We start from the raw sequence: 18,174 nt of genomic DNA, 5'->3' as shown, positions 1-18,174 counted from the left end.
ATAAGCAAGAAACATAAATAAATTAACAATTTGACTCAAAATCCGAAACCAGTTGGCAACTAAAATACAACCTATCAAAAACAGCGTCAATCTAATATCTATTCCAATGCCCATAACATATAGAGTATATGTTAATTGGAAGTTATTGATGTCATGCCAAACAAAATGCATAGAACAAATTTAGATAATCACGCACTGCCATATCACTAATGTAGCAATAACCAAATTCATTAAAAAAATTGGGGTAATTACAAAATTTAATCTTGAAATTTCTAATATTTACGGAAACATGTAGTAATATTTCACTTAAAATGAGATTATTAAATTTTAATACTGTGATAGTTGGAAAAAGCCATCATTGCATATTAAAATTTTCAGTTGTTATTTTTACAATAGGAAACAACAATAACAGGTTAGTAATATGTTAATAATCCACTATCTGGCCATCAGATAATCTGCAAGTGAGGTTATAATTGATGTTAGAGCGAAAAAGAAAGAATCCCGCAGACAACATACTGCCCAAGAGAGTTTACAGAGGAAAATCAAAGTATGAATATCATCCTGCAACAGGTGGTTCAATCTCTATCTGCTGTTTGAACTCACCAGTATCTGTTGTTTGGAAAGAATACAATAAGATTGTGGGAAAAATAGAAAAAAATAGCACGTAGAGCCTAATATATGTTGAAGTTAATAAAAAACGGGAGCCATCACTCCCGTTGATGCTAACACCATAACCACTTATCTGAATAAAATTCAGTCATCACAACAAAAACAGCCTGTGTTACAAAATATTATTTGACTCTCTGTCATAAAGGACGCATTTTCTCTTAAATATAAAATAATAAGATAATCTAATATTTCATTTTTGGAATTTAACATTATATTCTCAATATCTATACTCAATAAACTTCAAGTTGCAATCCGCAAGACGAGGCGAGGCCTTATATTTCCCCACAGCGCGGGGAAATATAACACGCATCTTGAAATTGGATTGGTATATATACTCAATACTAAATAGGTATCAAGCTGTCCTTTCCTTTAGGAATATGGTCTTCCCAAATTCGTGCTACGATATAAATCACCCCCATACATTTGTTAAAACAAGACAGTAGACGACGGAGCATTGCTTATGCGCATAAGTAACATAATGAAAGCTATTGTTATTTCTACTCTAATTACTCTAATGTTACCAATACCTGCTAGTGCAAGAGAGGGGAAATTGATTAAATTACCAGACAAACGATTTGCCATCCTGTCCGAAGGTGATCTGGAAAATGCATCAATTGGCAGCTATTCCATTGCCATTTTTAAGGATAAAGATCTCATAGACTTTGAAACTGGAGGTGTCTTTGAACGTGACGGCTCGGTATTTGAAGATAACGGCACTCCGAGGATCAAATTTGCCGATATTGATGGTGATGGCGCCAAAGAACTCATTGTTTCCAAACTTACAGCAGGTTCTGGAAATTATCTTGAAGTCGATGCACTCAAAATTACCAAGAAAAATGTCAAACTTCTCACCCGTATCTATATAAACGGAAGCAATGATCCTATCAAGCCACTCCGTGCAACATGTAAAAGAGGAAAATGCATAGCGCAAAAACCGTAATAATCATCTCCTCACTTAACATTGCTATCCGCTGAGATTCGGCACAAACGTCGAATTATGTACTATTGTTAATGTTGTCGTTCTTGTTAAAGTTGTCACCACTATCGTGATATAGTCGATCAAGAGGAAATTATGAAACATCTTTTATTGCCAATTTTCCTTACCCCATTCTTCTCATATGCCGCACATGCTAATGCAGATAAAACCGCAAAAACTTACTGTAACTTGTTCGGGAAAGCCTCTGTAGAAGCATTTAAAACCCATGACTCACCTGACACGATAGCGCAAAAGGCGTTCAATGAATTAATTAGCAAGGGATTTGATCTTAAAGAGATCCATAGCAACAAGGATGAATTTATTACATCTATCAAGCAAACTGTCACAGAAGTCAGAAAAAATAAACAGGCCTTCCCAAGCACTCGTCATTTTGACGAATCATTGGATAAATCCGTTGAAGTATGTAAGGTACAAACAAAACAGGCTTTATCTAACAGTACAAAATAGGCTCCTGTAGAGCGACTCACTTATGTTGTCGCTCTGTTTTCATTGGCCTTGTTGTCAATGGAACCGAGCTGGATAGAAACATAACTGTGAAAAAAAACAGCATCGACTGATTATCCTTTATCGGGTTTGAATTTATTTAAATTAAATCATCCTAAAGGGATTTAATTTCAGCTTCTTAATGGCAATGCTATACCAAATATTAAAAACAATAAAAGTACTAAAAAAGTATTCATTGATTCAAAAAAATAATATCTAAACGATAATTTTTTCTCATTACCTTGATTAGACACTGCTTTATCTAACAAAAACTTATTATCCTCAATTTCAGCAAGTATCACTTTTGCGCGTTCTATATCAGTATGGTGGACAAGCAGTTTAACACCACCAAATGCCTGGGAATACATATAGTTATTCCATACAATGTCTTCATCTATCACTACTGTATAAATATCTTCTGATAACATTCTACCCAAGACAATGTGAGCATCTATTGGCGATAAGAAATTCGCTAATAACTGCATATTTCCTCTTTGGGGATGGCTATTCCACATAAGCACACCATGATCAAATGATTTATAAATCAGTATAGCCTATCGTTGCATTGTCCCCTTCATTGTTTAATAGTAAAAAACTAACGGGAACCATTAAGCCATTGTTATCTATTCGGTTAAGCAATTAATTACATATGAGAGATAATCGCATCGCAGAACTCGCTATATTTCAGAAAGTTAGCGCCTTCCATCAGGCGTTAAAAATCGTAGGTGACAGTTTTAGCGGCGATTAAGCCTTCAACACCTTTAACGATTAAATCAGCAGCCTCGAATCATCCCATGTGGCGCAGCAATATATAGCCAAAACATGCATATTCAATTGAATTTAAATGATTTTATTCCAATTTAAAAGCGGGAAATGGCGCAAGCTGAATACACATAACCACATGATTTTACAATATGTTATTGTAGTTTTGATAACCACTATTTTTCAAATCTCCTGCCTCAAATTCCACACTGAATCTTCCGGCATCTGTATACATTTCCCTCATACACTTTCATATCCCTCCAAACTCATATTTTGCACATTTATTGAACTGATGATTTGTTGAATTTCAACGCGTTCAGTAGTCGGTTACCGAATCAGCCCATTGCGTAATTCCACAAAATCTACATTATTTGGGCTGTAGGCATCTATTCATATTCTATTCAAACAGTCAAATTTGATGTCTTACTTAACGACCCCATCAACGGAGTTGGGGGAGAGGGGTTACCTTATTATTTCCGATTTCTCAATTAGAAAATGTTCAATGCTACCGTAATCGTACTTATCCATTATTGACTGTTCTCCAGTGAGTTCGATGGGAAGTATACACGAGCTAGTGCAGGATTTAGTAGGAGTTAACTCTACCCTTACTGTAAATACTCCTGCCACTTCTCCCACACATGCCAAGATCAAATCAGGGTAGCCCCTTACCTCTTCCAGAGCCAAACTCATCCCAACAGGTACAGCTACACAGTTCTATCAATGTAGTAAATTAACTGTTACGCCATTTTTTGCTTGTTGGGTATTGCACAGGCTGGATACTGCCAAATTAAGTGGGACGCATTTGGGACAGCCATCGAAAGGCAATGAACGACACAAAACGCGGTGCGAGCAAGGATAAATCTTTATATTTCAGAGTGATATTTTATGATTTACTTTCTTCTAAGCCGTAGATCACAGGTTCGAATCCTGTAGGTGGTTAAGGCTATAGGAAAGATACCAATGAATATTTTTCCTAATGAATCCCAATCAGAAACCACCGAAAAAAACAGCAAGAAAAAAGGTGCTTCAAACGCCTTTGAGAAATAACAAAACTCACTCCAAAGTTAGCCCATGTTTATCATTTTCCGTCGGCCATTTTACCCCGGTCAAATAACAGGCATAAAAAAACCAACCGCAAGTGATTGGTTTTTCTAGGGAAATTTGGTCGGCATGATAGGATTTGAACCTACGACCCCCGACACCCCATGACGGTGCGCTACCAGGCTGCGCTACATGCCGATGACTTCTCTTATATTACCGTTTTTTATTTGCAAAGCAAGCCCCTAATTTAGTGAGTGCTTGATTTTTAAACGATTAATTTGCTAAAAATCGTTTCACTTCCGTTAATATTTGTAATAATTGGGCCAGGTTTGGTTTGGCATCCTGAATTTCATTACCCTCTAAATCATACAGATGATACTGTCCATCTTTGGAAAGATAGACAGTATTTTGAGCCATTGTAACAATTAATGAACCATTATCGCCCGTAATAAGCCACGGATTTTCTCTTTGGGCGTTAAAGAGATCTTCACCCTGGGAATAATCTTCAGGAGAATTAGTAACGTGCAATAAACGGCGCATTAAGGTTGTCATGATATCTTGATGGCTAGTCAACTTATCGATAGTTTGTGCTGGAGTGCCTGGCCACTGAATTATCAGGGGAACATGGAGCTGTCCACGATTGAATTTGTCACCCGTAAACCATTTTGTTCCGTTACCAGCTGTGTTTTTACTCTGTTTAGCAGTAATCACAATGATTGTTTTATCTAAGACGCCTTTAGTCTTTAGGACGTCTAGAACATGGCTGATTTCAGTATCCAGCGCTTTATTATCAGATTTACCAGAAGAAGATACAAAACCATTAATATCTAGAAATGAAAACCATGGTGTGGAACCATTGCGTAGATCTAACCATTGGCTCCATTGCGTCACTGTTACGTTATCGTTTTGTCTTTTAGCTTCTGGCAATGAATAGTCGGTCAGTATGGCCTGGCGATAAAGTGGTGTCTGAAATCCATCTGAAGAAAAGAGGCCAAACTGATATCCTTGATGTGTCAGGGCATTAATAAGTGCTGAGGATTTTCTGGCGTTAAGAATACCGTCCAGATAGCCTGATGATATGCCATAGAATAAACCAAATAATGCCGTGTCATCTTGAATGCCTGTACTGAAATGCTGAGTGAATTGGATATTGTTCTTAGCGAAAAGTTCCAGAGTTGGCATATCATGGGTGATGTCTTGATGATCCAGCCCATCTACGACAAGCAGAAGTAAGTTATAACCGCGCCCAGCATCCTGATAAGATAAATTATTGACCGGATAATTGACACTCAAAGCTGTGGGATTGCCTTGTTGGTTAATGCGGCGTTGAAATTCTTGTTGATCCAATAGACCATGTTTTTCAAGGAATTTACGGGCGGTCATTGGATAAGAAATGGGTAAGTTTGAGCGCTGCATGGTAATCGGGCGGTAGAAATTGGCATCTGCCCAGATGTACATGAGATGTGAAGCGACAAAAGCAGTAATGAATACTGCTGCCAGTGGCTTACCAAATCGTTGACGGCTCAGGCTACGTAACTTTTGCCAACTCCATGTGCCAAAAAGCATCTGTATTAGAAAAATCAAAGGAATACAGATGAACATCAGTTGCCATTCTCTTGCTAATTCACCTTGTTCTGGGTTGGTGACTAAATCCCAAACCAATGGAGTTAAATGCAGATGGAAGCGAACATAGATGGAGGAATCAAATATCAGTAGTGTTAAACCTGCCGTTGCCAACGTGGCCGAAAGAAACCTCATTAGCCGCTGAGACATAACGATAAATGTCAGCGGAAATAAGATAAGTAAATAGATGGCAAAGACAATGAAACTGAAATGGCCAAGCCAACTGACCAGCGCGTAAATGCGACCAAACAGTGAACCCGGCCAGTCAGATGCAAATAGATAGCGACTGCCCAGCACAAGACTGAACATGATGTTGAACAGTGCGAACCAGTGTCCCCAACTGATCATCTGAGAAACTTTTTCGCGGTAATGCTGACAGCGAGTCACCATATTTTCTTTACGTCAACGTGTTAATAAAGATTAATGCGCTTTATCTTCGTTGATTGAAGACTGCAACGCGTGTGCAAACGAGTCTGCGATATGTCTGCGTTGGGCAGGAGCAATACTCGTATTGATCAAATTTGTTACCATATTACCCAAAACCATCAAGGTCAGGTCAGTTGGAGTATGGTCTTTCTCGAAAACATTTACTAATTCAGCTAATAAATGTTCAACTTTTTCATCGCTATAGCGAGATGACTGTGGCATAAATCAAAAATCCTGAATGTACAAAGCCCCATATCTTACCGTATAGAGGGGGGATTTTCTGCTTTTTTTATGACAAATTAACTCTCTGCTGCCGGAGTTGTTGCCAATATTGAATATGCTGCATCATTTTACTCTTTGATATGTAGGATGTTGACAATTAAATGGCGAGTATTTTTGTCAATTGGGTTTTTGGTTGCAGCAGAAAGATAACGGTGTTTGAATACGCCGCTAACCGCACGGCCCTATATGGCCAAAGCTGCAAAAGGAGTATAAATAATGAGTCTGGAAATTACCCAAATCGCGCTACATCGGTTGATTAAACGTGATGAACAGACGTTGGAAGTGATTTTGCGTGATGCTTTACTGGATACCAACCAAGTGGTTGAAGAGATGATGGCTGAGCTGCATCGCGTATATAGCGCGAAAAGTAAAGCTTACGGTTTGTTCAATGAAGAAAGTGAGCTGGCGGGATCACTCCGTCATCTACGTAAAGGAGATGACGATTTTCTCGGATTTAGTCGGGCTGCAACTGTTCGTTTGAAAGATGAGTTGTCAAAGTATCCGTTCGCCGAAGGGGGAACGGTGCTGTTTTGTCAATATCGTTATCTTGCTGTGGAATATTTACTGATTGCAGTTCTTAATAGTTGTAACAGCACGTCCGTTAATGATGAACTCGATGTAAATACGACGCAATATCTTGATATTCCCCATGCTGATATTATTGCAAGAATCGATCTAACTGAGTGGGAAACCAATCCTGAATCCAGTCGTTACCTGACGTTCTTAAAAGGGCGGGTAGGGCGCAAGGTTTCAGACTTTTTTATGGATTTCCTTGCCGCCAGTGAAGGTATGAATGCCAAAGTTCAAAATAAAGGTTTGTTGCAGGCTTTGGATGATTATTGTGAGTCGGCACAGTTGGATAAAAATGAACGTCAGGCCTATCGTCAGCAAGTTTATGGTTATTGTAATGAACAGTTACAGGCGGGCGAGGAAATTAAGTTACAAGAACTATCCCAAGAGTTACCCGCGTTAGGCGAGCAAAACTTTCAGCAATTTTCGCAGGAAAAAGGCTATGAATTGGAGGAAAGCTTTCCTGTCGATCGCGGAACGTTACGCCAATTAACAAAATTTGCAGGCAGTGGTGGAGGATTAACCATTAGCTTTGATGCCATGTTGATGGGAGAACGAATTTTTTGGGATCCAGTAACAGATACGTTGACGATTAAAGGAACGCCACCGAATTTGCGCGATCAATTGCAACGTCATGGTGGTGGCAATCGCTAGTATTGGCTATTGGGAAAAAACCAAGTTGTAAAAATAAATAACGCCGCAATTGCGGCGTTATTTACTCGGCGTCCCGATAAAAGCTCGACTGTGGCTAATTAAGCACGCAGGAAATCGATGTGCGTCAGTTTAGGTTTAAACGGATGACGCTGTACTGCCTGCACTTTAACTGTAGTTTCTTTACCATCAACAACCAGGGTCAGAACTTCGTAAAATTCTGGCTTACTTTCGTGGTTGATAACTGCATCGTGATCCAGTTCGATAGAAACTGGCTCTTGGTTACCACCATAGATGATTGCTGGAAATTTGTTAGCTCTACGCAGGCGGCGGCTCGCACCTTTGCCCTGCTCTTTACGTACTTCTGCATTAATAGTTAACATTATTTTTTCTCTGTAAAAGAAGAAAATAAATCCTGCTACAGGCGACCCAGCGGCAGGTTCGATACTTGGCTTAACATGAGTTATTACGCTAAGCGGGCGGCATTCTAGCGAAAAACCGATATGACAGCAAATATAAATATGTTTTCCAGTTGGTTAATGGATAGTCTATTTGACATATTTAGTACAAATTATCAGCCCGTCTAAATCGCCCTTGATAGTCAAAAACCTTTTCTCTAATTTGCCAAAATTGCCCTTTTTTACGCGCGACAACAAAATCAGGATGACGCAATAAAGGAAATTGATTAACAACGTCTGCTGCTGTTTTCCAGCGAAAAACGGTTCCTGGTGCACGCTGATGTTGGCGAAGAAATTGCAGTTCAAATACTTTCTTTTGGGCTGGGGTCGATAAACGGAACAATTCGGATACGTTCGCACCATCTTCGTCGTAATAGGTGATTTTGAGCCATTCTCCTTTATTGTCGTGACCTGGTGTTAGTTGCATGCCACCACAACGTAGCACCAGTGCATCTTTTAGTTTTAAGGCTGCTTTCAGCATATCATCGGGATCGACGAGTACTTCCTCACAACGATAGCAGCGTCGGGCCGCGATATCGTTTTCTGCACCACAATGGGAGCATGATTTAAAACGGAAACGAAAATCACATTGTTGGCGTTTCCCATTTTCGTCTTCTTCCCAACCTTGGCAGCGTCGCCCAAAATGCTCAACGATCTCTCCATCTGTCGTGCATATTCCCCAGAAAGTATTGGCAAATTGGCAGATAGGGCAAAATACCTGAATGGGCTGGCTTTGTGAGTTGGGTTTACTGTTACCGATTTCAGGCGTGTAAAGATCGTGGGGATTGCCAGCATAGTCCAAAATCAGGCAGTCTTTTTTGTCAGGAAATAAACGTAAGCCGCGCCCGACGATCTGTTGATAAAGGCTGACAGATTCTGTAGGACGCAATACGGCGATTAAATCAACATGGGGAGCATCGAATCCTGTTGTGAGTACAGCAACATTAACCATATAGCGGAGTTGCTGTTCCTTGAATGCCGAAATTAAGTGATCCCGTTCAGATGGTGGGGTATCTGCGCTGACTAGTGCGGCTTGTCCTGTAGGCAACAATTGGAAGATCTCTTTGGCATGTTCGACCGTCGCGGCGAAAATCATCACACCTTTTCGATTTTGTGCATATTCAACGACCTGCCTAATGATATGAGGAGTGATACGTTTTTGGCGTTTAAGCTCCCGATTTAATTCCGCTTCATTGAATATCCCTTGTTGGCTGGTTCGTACCTGACTGAAATCATATTGCATTACAGGCATGTCCAATCTTTCTGGAGAAACCAGAAAATGATGCTTAATCATATAACGCAATGGAAGATCATAAATACAATCGCGAAAGAAACTGCGTTCATCACCACGGATCATGCCATGATAATGATATTGATATATCCAGCCAGCGACGAGGCGATAGGGCGTTGCAGTTAAACCCAAGATGCGGATTTGGGGATTGTTTTTTCGAAGTTGCTGGATGATTTGTTGGTATTGGCTGTTTTCGTCATCGCTGATGCGGTGGCATTCATCGATGATTAGCAGAGAAAAATGGTGGTCAAAGCAATCCAGGTTGCGGGCAATGGACTGAATACTGCCAAAAACCACTTTCCCTGTACTTTGTTTTTGATTTAGCCCTGCGGAAAAAATGTCTGCATCCAATCCATAAGCACAATATTTGCTGTGGTTCTGTGCAACAAGTTCTTTGACATGTGCCAGTACCAAAACACGTCCATGTGCCAGCTTTGCCAATTCAGCGATGACAAGGCTTTTACCTGCCCCTGTTGGCAGAACAATAACAGCGGGATCTGTGTGCTGGCGAAAATAGCGAATGGTTGCGTCTACCGCTTCTCGTTGATAAGGACGTAAAGTAAAAGCCATTTTTATGTTACTGTCACAAATATCAGATAAAAGATAATTACAGCAGAGAATAACATTTTTCATTGAAACCTGCCGTCGAGAAATAATTCGTTATTATTTTTCTAGGATCAGGTGGGCTATAGCGTGTAACTTATTGTTGCTATAGTTACCGGTGTGATGATTTTTCTATGAATTATCTGCTTAATCTTGTATCACAATAGTGGCCTTGAAGTTGTTCATCATATCAAGGGCATGTTCATATATGTTTATTTTTGTCAGGTACATCTATTCATGCGATTGGATAAATTTTTATCACAACAATTAGGTATTAGCCGCAACGATGTGGGACGCGAGTTGCGGGCAGGGCTAGTCACTGTCGATGATGAGATCATCAAAACAGGGGCCTATAAATTGAAGTCCGATCAGCAAGTTGCCTATGATGGCACGGTATTGCAACAACTCAATGGTCCACGTTATTTCATGCTGAATAAACCTCAGGGATATGTATGTTCGACAGATGATCCGTCAAACCCGACAATTTTGTATTTTATCGATGAGCCTGTGGCTCATAAATTACATTCAGCAGGGCGTTTGGATATCGATACTACAGGGTTGGTTTTGTTGACTGATGATGGTCAATGGTCACACCGTATTACATCCCCCAAGCATCATTGCGAAAAAACCTATCTTGTGAGATTGGAACACCCAGTCTCTGAGGATACTGAGCAAAAATTTTTGGCAGGGGTGCAGTTAAATGGGGAAAAAACACTGACAAAACCCGCACAAATGGAAATTATCGAGCCTCAACTTGTTCGTTTGACTATTAGCGAAGGACGTTATCACCAAGTAAAACGGATGTTTGCCGCAGTAGGAAATCATGTTGTTGTGCTTCATCGGGAGCGAATCGGCGAAATTTATCTCGATCCTGCATTGGAGCCAGGAGAATATCGGGCGCTGACTGATAATGAGATCAACAGCATACAAATGCCAACCCCTTAATTTTTATCCTTCAATTGATTCAGGAGTAACTGCGTGCAACAACAGCGTTCGTCCTATTTGGGATTAGTCTTGATCCTTGGTTTGCTTTCTATGCTAATGCCATTGGCAATTGATATGTATTTGCCGAGTATGCCAACGATCGCTGAGAGTTTTGGTGTCAGTGATGGTTTGGTACAAATGACGTTAAGTAGCTATATTTTGGGCTTTGCTATTGGGCAAATGATTTATGGGCCAATGTCGGATAGCTTAGGACGTAAGCCAGTCATTTTGGGAGGTGTCATTGTTTTTGCCATCTCTTCTTCTGCGTGTGCTTTAGCACAAGATATTGATACCTTTATTTCCATGCGTTTCTTACATGGATTTTCTGCTGCGGCTGCCGGTGTGGTCATCAACGCTCTGATGCGTGATAGGTTCACAAAAGAGGAATTTTCCCGCAGTATGTCTTTTGTAACATTGGTGATGATCATCGCACCTTTATTGGCTCCCATGTTGGGTGGGATGTTGATGGTATGGTTTAACTGGCATGCTATTTTCTGGTCGATTGCTCTGGTTGCAGTCATGACTGTTGCCCTGGTGGCTCTCTTCATAGAAGAGACATTACCTAAAGAGAAAAGGCAGAAATTTAACTTAAAAACTACTGTAAGACAGTTCGTCATGCTGTTTCGGCAACGCCAGGTACTCTGCTACATCTTAGCGAGTGGATTCTCCTTTGCTGGCATGTTCTCTTTTCTCAGTGTTGGTGCATTTGTGTACATCAAACTGAACGGTGTACCTGCGCAGCATTTTGGTTACTATTTTGGGCTGAATATTATTTTTCTGTTCATTATGGCAACTATCAATAGCCAGTGTGTACGCAAATATGGCCCATTAAAAATGTTGCATATTGGGCTGTTTGTTCAATTTATCGTGGGATTATGGTTACTGTTTAGTACCCTGTTTGATCTGGGATTTATTGCTCTGGTTATGGGGGTTGCCATTTATATCAGCGGAATTTCCATGATTACGTCTAACACTATGGCTGTTGTGTTGGACGATTATCCCCACATGGCCGGAACCGTTTCTTCACTAGCAGGAACCATCCGTTTTAGTATTGCTGCATCGGTGGGCGCTATTTTGTCGCTATTGCCTGAAGAGAATGCCTGGCCTATGGTAGGCTCAATGGCATTATGCGTGACATTAGCAATGATGCTTATTATCTATGCACGCAGTAAGTCGTATAAATAATCAGCATCATAAATAAATAGTCGTTCTGAGAGTAATCAAGCGCAGGCATAAAATATTTTTAGAGGCCATCTGCCGATAGGGGATGGCCTTTTGTTTATTATCAGATGTTCTTTTTTCTGGTAGTGAATAAAAAAATATTTAGTTAAGTATTTTTCCTAAAGTGCTATGAGCCTTTAGCGGGTTATTGATTAACCTGATAAACAGGAAATATCGAGCAATCATCCAAAAAATGTAGGAAATTTTTAATATTATCATATCCAGTTAGTGTTGGAATGTTGCTTTTTTGTTAATTTTCCATAATCACTTTATGACTATGGAAGGTTATAGGGTTGTCATTATTTAACCTATTGTAAATAAAAAGATTGTGGTTTTATTGGCATTCGGTAACGTTTGAAAGAAACAAATATGTAAATAAATCTTGAATTAAAGGTTGCTGTTTTGCATAAAAATAAGTTGAATTTTTTACCTAAACAGTATAAATATATATAAAATGCGAGCTGGGTCGCACTTTTTTTGATGTGGGAAGTGAAGTAAGTGCGGTAACACGATTTTTATTTTAACCTTTTATTTACTTTTTTGTTTGGTGGTTATTCGGTTTTGACGAATCGATATGATAGGAATGATACGTGAATAATATCCAACTTTCGGTAGTACACAGACTGCCGCAAAGTTATCGGTGGTCAACTGGCTTCGTTGGTACAAAAGTTGAGATTTTACCAGCAGAAGAAACAGATTTAGGAAATAGCCTAATGGGGCTGAAATTATTAAGCCATGAAGGCGAAGAAGCACGGGAAATTTTGCATGTTATTAATCAGTCTATTGCTGATATGCAGATACCGAGTGCTGTGATTGAATGGGAAGGAGAACCCTGTTTGTTTTTTGCTAAGGAAGATGAGAGTGCAGTGATATGTCGTTTAAAGACGTTAGGCGCTGCAATTGCAGAAAATATAACTGCGCTGTATCCACTATGATTTTACCCATTGATAAAAAACGCTTCTTAAATGGAAGCGTTTTTTAATGCCTGCAAGGGAAAGTTTCAGTAATGAAACACGTTAACTGTCGGTCAAACCGCGGTTTTTATGTTATCTGATAACACTCGCCTTGCACCATAGTAACGTTTACTCCAGTAAGTATCGGTCAATTTAGAAACGATAACCCCATTACTGGTTGAAGCATGGACAAATTGATTATTGCCGATATAGATACCGACATGTCGCCTGCGAACCCCTGTCTTAAACAATACCAGGTCACCAGCCCGCAATTTAGAGCGACTAACGGTTTGTCCTATATTTTGTTGTTCTAATGTGGAACGTGGTAACTCCATACCAAATTGATCATGAAAAGTACGTTGCACAAAAGCAGAACAATCGATACCACGTTTGGTATTTCCACCAAGCCGATAGGCTACACCTTTCCAGTCAGCGTATTGATTGAGTATCTTAGACTTAATATCTAACTTGTTGACCAGAGTTTCAAATTCATCCTGAGATGCTTGCAGTAAATAATGCTTTCCAGTGTTTACTGCATGCGTCTCAGTTTGTTTATTGCGTAGGTTAGAATCTGGTGAACTACATGCGGTCAGTGTTACTGCTACTATAATTGCGGGGATCAGCCGCAAGATGTATCTCAGTGTTGGTTTAGATTTAACCATTTATTGATTTTTCCTTGCAGTCCTTGACGTGACTTATCACCACCATGAAAACACTAAATGTTCTAAAGCCTAGTCAGAATAGGGTGAGTTAACAAATTTTCTGTCCATAAAGTGTGCGAAGCAACACATTTTATTATTATCTTTACAAAACATATTATTTTAATAAACAGAACGCAGGAAAGATTACTGAAATCATGAGTAAAAAGCGAGAGACAAAAAGAGTTCTTTACAAAAAATTAGATTAAGAACTAATAGGTTAGAATGATTTGTTGCTATTTTATACTGTTTTGGTAAACATGAGATGATATTGAGGAGATACCTGTTATCTCCTCAATATTATGAGCTTAATTATTACGTCTAATATGCGGTAATTTCTTGTCTAGCCATGTTGCCATAATATCACTTAATGGGGTTAGCAATATCCAGCTCATGCCGATCAATGTTAGAGATAAAGAGCCTACTGCAATATCTGTAAACCAGTGAGCACCTGCCATAATACGGGGAAGAGCAAAAGCGACCATAATCACTAGAGCAATGCAGAATGCACTGCGGGAGATATAACGCAGAATGAAGCTGCTGAAAATTAAGAGCATTAAACCGTGATCACCAGGGAAACTATCTTTGGAGGAATCTTTTGTATGCCAGCTGGTCATTTCGTTTATGCGATTAACATTTTCAAATGTCAGCGTTGGACTTGGGCGGCTGACGGGGATTTGATGGCCTATTTGATTAATGATAACAGCAGAGATAAGCATCACTAAACCAATCATGAAAAGTCGGCGCTTGCCAGCGTGATCCTGTTTGCGAAATGCGCTGTAATAAAGTAACCCCATGCATAAAAGTGATATGACATCGAATGCCCTAACATTCGCAATAGCGACAAATAGGGAAAATTTCGAATCTGGTAATAATTTTTCATTAAAAAAATAAAAAATAGCGGAATCAAGATGGAACCAAAAGCCGTGATTCTCAGGCAAATACCATGAGAGGAACAGAGCAATACCAAGGATATTGAGAATAAATATAGCAAACGGGTGACTGCGAGTCATGAGATACCTATTGAACACGTAAAGTGGGGTTTGGTAGACAAATTAACTTGGGAAGGGACTATAACAAAATTTATGAGAAAGCGTAATCACCATCAGATGCCGTGGTTAAGGTGTGATTACATCAGTATATTTGTATAGTTCATCGCTAAACTTTATTGTTGTCAAATATGTAAATAGTTTTATGATATCGGAAAAATAGCTAAAACCCCACGGCAGTACCGATAATATATATTTGATGCAATGTCAGCATCTGACTATTATTAAATAACTATCAATTGAATTTATCATATTCTAACTTATTAGAATATTATATCGAATTGTGGTTCGAGTTAATAAAAAGTATAAAGAAAAAGTTTCATTTGACGTTATATCGTTAGATAGCAGAGCGTTACACCATTATCTGGTTTTCAAATTAGCGCGGGGCTAAAGTTGAAAAAAGATAATAACACTTGTAGTGGAGGTTGAATGCTTATGATGCGAATGTTACGAAAAATGATGACTTTTTTGTTCATGTCTTTATCTTATTATCCTGTCATGGCGAATTCTCCATCATCCTCCAGTTCTGGAACTATTTACTTCCATGGTGTTATCGTTGAACCTCCATGCCAACTTAGTTGGGATAAAGCGCATATTGAAGTGGCCTGCTGGTATAATGGTAAACAGTTAATTAAAGAAAAAAGCATAAAATATCAAAGGGATAGTAGGTCGCCATTATCTATTGAAAAACATATTGGAACAGAAGAAATAAAATGGGTCGGAAAAAATAAGGAATTGGGTATTGTTACTATAACTTATCATTAAATGTTACATAAAAGTATAATAATTATTTATTTTAGCTAAGTAATATAATATAAAATCAATAAACTTATCTGTGAATTAGTTCAAATAATGATTATTAATAACAGTTTTGCTAATTAATCAATAATAATAGTGTGCCTAATTTTAATTAAAAAATGACTTTTGATATTTATCAATAAAAGTTCTCAATGTCGTATTTTTCTTACGTGAAATAGTTATTATGGAGATGAAGGAATAAAAGGTAGCTGAGTTTTAGTTAATGGAAAAACGAAAGTGAGGTAACCATGAAAAATTATCTTAAGCTGTTAATGAGTTGTTTATTGGTTTCATGGCTTTCTTATGGATATGCCGAATCTAAAGGAGGAGTCATTCGGTTTTCAGGTGCGATTGTTGATCCAGGATGTCAAGTTATTATATCAAACACTCAAGCCAATATCTCTTGCTATCGATTAGGTAAAAATCTCACTGTTAAGCACATCATTTCAACTCACAAAACGAAAGGTGATGTCATGCTTCCTGGTAACATAGGTGTTTCCAGAGTGAAGTGGACTGATAATCAGAAACGTGTGGCAATTGTTAATGTGGATTACTTCTAACTTCAAAGACGATGAGTTGCTCTTTGCATCGAGTGTTATTCTTGTCAAAAGAGCAACTCATATTTAAGGATAAAGAATTAGTCACAACGTCCCATATAGCGACGTTCTGCAATATGAATGCGGATTTTTTCACCAGAACTCAAGTATTCAGGAACTTGAATAGTCAATCCTGTACTCATTTTAGCCGGTTTAGTGCGAGCACTCGCTGAGGCACCCTTAATACCTGGTGATGTTTCTTCAATGACCATATCAACAGTCTGAGGCAATTCAAGCGCTAATAATTGCCCGTCCATTGTCAGGACCTGCATTCCTGGTAAACCTTCTTCGGAAATAAACAGCAGTTCTTCTTCGATTTGATCTTTTTTGAAGTGATAAGGGGTGAAATCTTCGTCATCCATAAAGATATATTCATCACCATCAATATAGGAAAAACTTACGCTACGGCGGGTCAATGTGATGGTTTCAAGAATGTCATCACCTTTGAAACGTTCTTCCACTTTCTGACCCGTACGAATATCAGTAAAACGCATCTTATATAGCGTGCTGGCACCGCGTGCACTGGGTGATTGAATATCGATGTCTTTAACTAATAATAGTTTTCCATTGTAGCTGATTGCAGCGCCGCGCTTAATTTCATTGGCTTTAGCCATAGATACCTTCCGTAGAAACAAGGAAATAGTGGAATGAATATTTAAGTGGCGACAAAATTACTCGCAGTTGGCCTATTAGGCAAGAGGTGAATGAAAGCCCCAGTAAAAATACTGGGACGGAAGGGAAACATTAACGATAAACTGGCAACAAATCAAACAAAGAGAGAATGTGTGCTAGCGCATTTATTAAACCGAATAGGATAATAAAGACAATCAAAAAATTACCGCCTGGAGCCCGATAGCTGGATGTCGGAAAGCGTTTACGGCTTGCCCTGGCCATTAAAGCCGGAACAATAACTGCCCAAATGGTTGCTGCCAGGCCAGCAAAACCGATTGCATATAGGAAACCGTTTGGAAAAATCAGTGACAATGCAGCAGGGGGAACGAATGTGATCAGTGCTGTTTTAAAACGACCATTGCGAGTATCGTCAAATTTAAAGCAGTCTGCCAGATAATCAAATAATCCTAATGATACACCTAAGAATGAACTCGCTAACGCCATATATGAGAAGGCATTTAAGAATTGAGTGATTGTCGTATTATCAGAAGTATTATCCATCTGCTGCAATAAGTTACCAATATTACCGCCATCGGCAATGATTTGCTTAAAGGCTTCACGTGGAATATTTCCCTGAATGACATACTGCCATAATATGTAAATCGCTAACGTTATTAATGTTCCGTATAGCAAGCTGTGTGTGACGGCTTTACTGTCTTTATGGTAATACTTAACCAGCCCCGGAACGTTGCCGTGATAGCCAAATGAGGCTAGCAAATAAGGTAAGGAGATTAAAGCATAGGGTAAATAGTCTGAATGGGTATTGGCTTGATCAAATAAGATGACGGGCTTAACTTCGGTAAACATACCGCCGACAGACATAATAAAGGTAATCACCATGCCACCTATCAGGATAGTGCTTAAGCGATCTACTGCTTTAGTCGATACCCAAACAATAAAGGCAACAATAAAGGCAAAACATAATCCAGATATTGATTGAGGTAGCGGAATAATGCTCTCGATATTGTGAGAAAGTATTGAACCACCGGCTGAAATATAAGCATAGGTTAATATATACAGAACGAAGGCAATGGATAAGTCATTGAGAGAACACCAACCTTTGCCAAGCAAATCCTTGGTAACAGTATGGAAACTGGAACCCGCAGGGTAATTCATATTGGCTTCCAGAATCATCAGACCAGAGAAATACATACATGTACAGGTATACAGCAGCAAAATGATTGATCCTGTAAACCAGACACCTGATGTGACAATCGGAATGGAAAACATACCTGCGCCGACAGCAGTACCGGCAATGATCATAGCGCCACCAAATATAGAGGGGCGTTTCAAATTTTGCGTTACCTCAATGGTCATATAGACTCCGTGATGAATGGTGTTACCTTG

The 18,174-nt window shown here is 39.2% G+C and carries 17 protein-coding genes, 1 tRNA gene and 1 pseudogene; 8 read left to right on the top strand and 11 right to left on the bottom strand.

Annotated elements, in window-relative coordinates; all coding sequences use genetic code 11:
• The first annotated feature begins 1,147 nt into the window (after positions 1-1,147).
• Positions 1,148-1,609, top strand: coding sequence for a PliI family lysozyme inhibitor of I-type lysozyme (locus IQ209_RS02680; protein WP_228005672.1), 462 nt, complete (start codon positions 1,148-1,150; stop codon positions 1,607-1,609).
• Between the two features lie 132 nt (positions 1,610-1,741).
• Positions 1,742-2,113, top strand: coding sequence for a hypothetical protein (locus tag IQ209_RS02675; RefSeq protein WP_193848740.1), 372 nt, complete (start codon positions 1,742-1,744; stop codon positions 2,111-2,113).
• Between the two features lie 167 nt (positions 2,114-2,280).
• Here the strand turns inward: IQ209_RS02675 and IQ209_RS02670 are convergent, their stop codons facing one another.
• From IQ209_RS02670 to IQ209_RS02655, 5 genes and pseudogenes are all read right to left on the bottom strand, one after another.
• Positions 2,281-2,664 carry a hypothetical protein gene (locus IQ209_RS02670; protein WP_193848738.1) on the bottom strand — a complete coding sequence of 128 codons (384 nt, stop codon included), beginning with the start codon at positions 2,662-2,664 and terminating at the stop codon, positions 2,281-2,283.
• A gap of 128 nt (positions 2,665-2,792) precedes the next feature.
• Positions 2,793-2,960 (bottom strand): annotated as a pseudogene (locus IQ209_RS18185) (NADP-dependent isocitrate dehydrogenase); the annotation flags it as partial.
• 1,113 nt (positions 2,961-4,073) lie between these two features.
• Positions 4,074-4,150 (bottom strand) — tRNA-Pro (locus IQ209_RS02665).
• Between the two features lie 75 nt (positions 4,151-4,225).
• Positions 4,226-5,965, bottom strand: a complete 1,740-nt coding sequence (yejM, locus tag IQ209_RS02660; RefSeq protein WP_193848736.1) for an LPS biosynthesis-modulating metalloenzyme YejM — start codon at positions 5,963-5,965, stop codon at positions 4,226-4,228.
• A 30-nt stretch (positions 5,966-5,995) separates the two neighbouring features.
• Positions 5,996-6,223, bottom strand: coding sequence for a YejL family protein (locus tag IQ209_RS02655; RefSeq protein ID WP_099140284.1), 228 nt, complete (start codon positions 6,221-6,223; stop codon positions 5,996-5,998).
• A 276-nt stretch (positions 6,224-6,499) separates the two neighbouring features.
• On the opposite strand from IQ209_RS02655, the gene yejK reads away from it, so the two are divergent.
• Positions 6,500-7,507, top strand: a complete 1,008-nt coding sequence (yejK, locus tag IQ209_RS02650; RefSeq protein ID WP_193848734.1) for a nucleoid-associated protein YejK — start codon at positions 6,500-6,502, stop codon at positions 7,505-7,507.
• A gap of 98 nt (positions 7,508-7,605) precedes the next feature.
• On the opposite strand, the gene rplY is transcribed toward yejK, so the two are convergent.
• Together rplY and IQ209_RS02640 are read right to left on the bottom strand one after the other, a co-directional pair.
• The gene (rplY, locus tag IQ209_RS02645; RefSeq protein WP_086953583.1) at positions 7,606-7,887 is read right to left on the bottom strand and encodes a 50S ribosomal protein L25; all 282 of its coding nucleotides are present in this window, start codon (positions 7,885-7,887) and stop codon (positions 7,606-7,608) included.
• Between the two features lie 178 nt (positions 7,888-8,065).
• On the bottom strand, positions 8,066-9,823 hold the full coding sequence (locus tag IQ209_RS02640) for a DEAD/DEAH box helicase (RefSeq protein ID WP_193848834.1): 1,758 nt from the start codon (positions 9,821-9,823) through the stop codon (positions 8,066-8,068).
• A 270-nt stretch (positions 9,824-10,093) separates the two neighbouring features.
• Between IQ209_RS02640 and rsuA the strand changes: the two genes are divergently transcribed.
• The 3 genes from rsuA to IQ209_RS02625 all read left to right on the top strand — a co-directional run bounded on the left by rsuA (position 10,094) and on the right by IQ209_RS02625 (position 12,996).
• Positions 10,094-10,801 (top strand): 16S rRNA pseudouridine(516) synthase RsuA, encoded by a 708-nt coding sequence (rsuA, locus tag IQ209_RS02635; RefSeq protein ID WP_193848732.1) that lies wholly within the window; start codon positions 10,094-10,096, stop codon positions 10,799-10,801.
• Between the two features lie 33 nt (positions 10,802-10,834).
• On the top strand, positions 10,835-12,025 hold the full coding sequence (locus tag IQ209_RS02630) for a Bcr/CflA family multidrug efflux MFS transporter (protein WP_193848730.1): 1,191 nt from the start codon (positions 10,835-10,837) through the stop codon (positions 12,023-12,025).
• A gap of 626 nt (positions 12,026-12,651) precedes the next feature.
• Positions 12,652-12,996, top strand: a complete 345-nt coding sequence (locus IQ209_RS02625) for a YejG family protein (protein ID WP_193848728.1) — start codon at positions 12,652-12,654, stop codon at positions 12,994-12,996.
• Positions 12,997-13,088: 92 nt separating this feature from the next.
• On the opposite strand, the gene mepS is transcribed toward IQ209_RS02625, so the two are convergent.
• Both mepS and IQ209_RS02615 read right to left on the bottom strand, forming a co-directional pair.
• Complete coding sequence (mepS, locus tag IQ209_RS02620; RefSeq protein ID WP_193848726.1) at positions 13,089-13,676, bottom strand: bifunctional murein DD-endopeptidase/murein LD-carboxypeptidase; 588 nt, start codon at positions 13,674-13,676, stop codon at positions 13,089-13,091.
• Between the two features lie 344 nt (positions 13,677-14,020).
• On the bottom strand, positions 14,021-14,725 hold the full coding sequence (locus IQ209_RS02615) for a phosphatase PAP2 family protein (RefSeq protein ID WP_193848724.1): 705 nt from the start codon (positions 14,723-14,725) through the stop codon (positions 14,021-14,023).
• 471 nt (positions 14,726-15,196) lie between these two features.
• On the opposite strand from IQ209_RS02615, the gene IQ209_RS02610 reads away from it, so the two are divergent.
• Positions 15,197-15,526: a type 1 fimbrial protein gene (locus IQ209_RS02610; RefSeq protein WP_228005671.1), complete on the top strand. Its 330-nt coding sequence runs from the start codon at positions 15,197-15,199 to the stop codon at positions 15,524-15,526.
• A 281-nt stretch (positions 15,527-15,807) separates the two neighbouring features.
• Positions 15,808-16,119: a type 1 fimbrial protein gene (locus IQ209_RS02605; RefSeq protein ID WP_193848722.1), complete on the top strand. Its 312-nt coding sequence runs from the start codon at positions 15,808-15,810 to the stop codon at positions 16,117-16,119.
• Positions 16,120-16,196: 77 nt separating this feature from the next.
• Here IQ209_RS02605 and yeiP read toward each other — a convergent pair whose 3' ends face one another.
• Both yeiP and mtr read right to left on the bottom strand, forming a co-directional pair.
• Positions 16,197-16,769 (bottom strand): elongation factor P-like protein YeiP, encoded by a 573-nt coding sequence (gene yeiP / locus IQ209_RS02600; RefSeq protein ID WP_193848720.1) that lies wholly within the window; start codon positions 16,767-16,769, stop codon positions 16,197-16,199.
• A 130-nt stretch (positions 16,770-16,899) separates the two neighbouring features.
• On the bottom strand, positions 16,900-18,144 hold the full coding sequence (mtr, locus tag IQ209_RS02595; RefSeq protein WP_193848718.1) for a tryptophan permease: 1,245 nt from the start codon (positions 18,142-18,144) through the stop codon (positions 16,900-16,902).
• Positions 18,145-18,174 lie beyond the last annotated feature (30 nt).

Source organism: Xenorhabdus sp. BG5 (assembly GCF_015163665.1).
GTDB lineage: Bacteria > Pseudomonadota > Gammaproteobacteria > Enterobacterales > Enterobacteriaceae > Xenorhabdus.
This window is presented reverse-complemented; position numbering and strand designations above follow the sequence as displayed.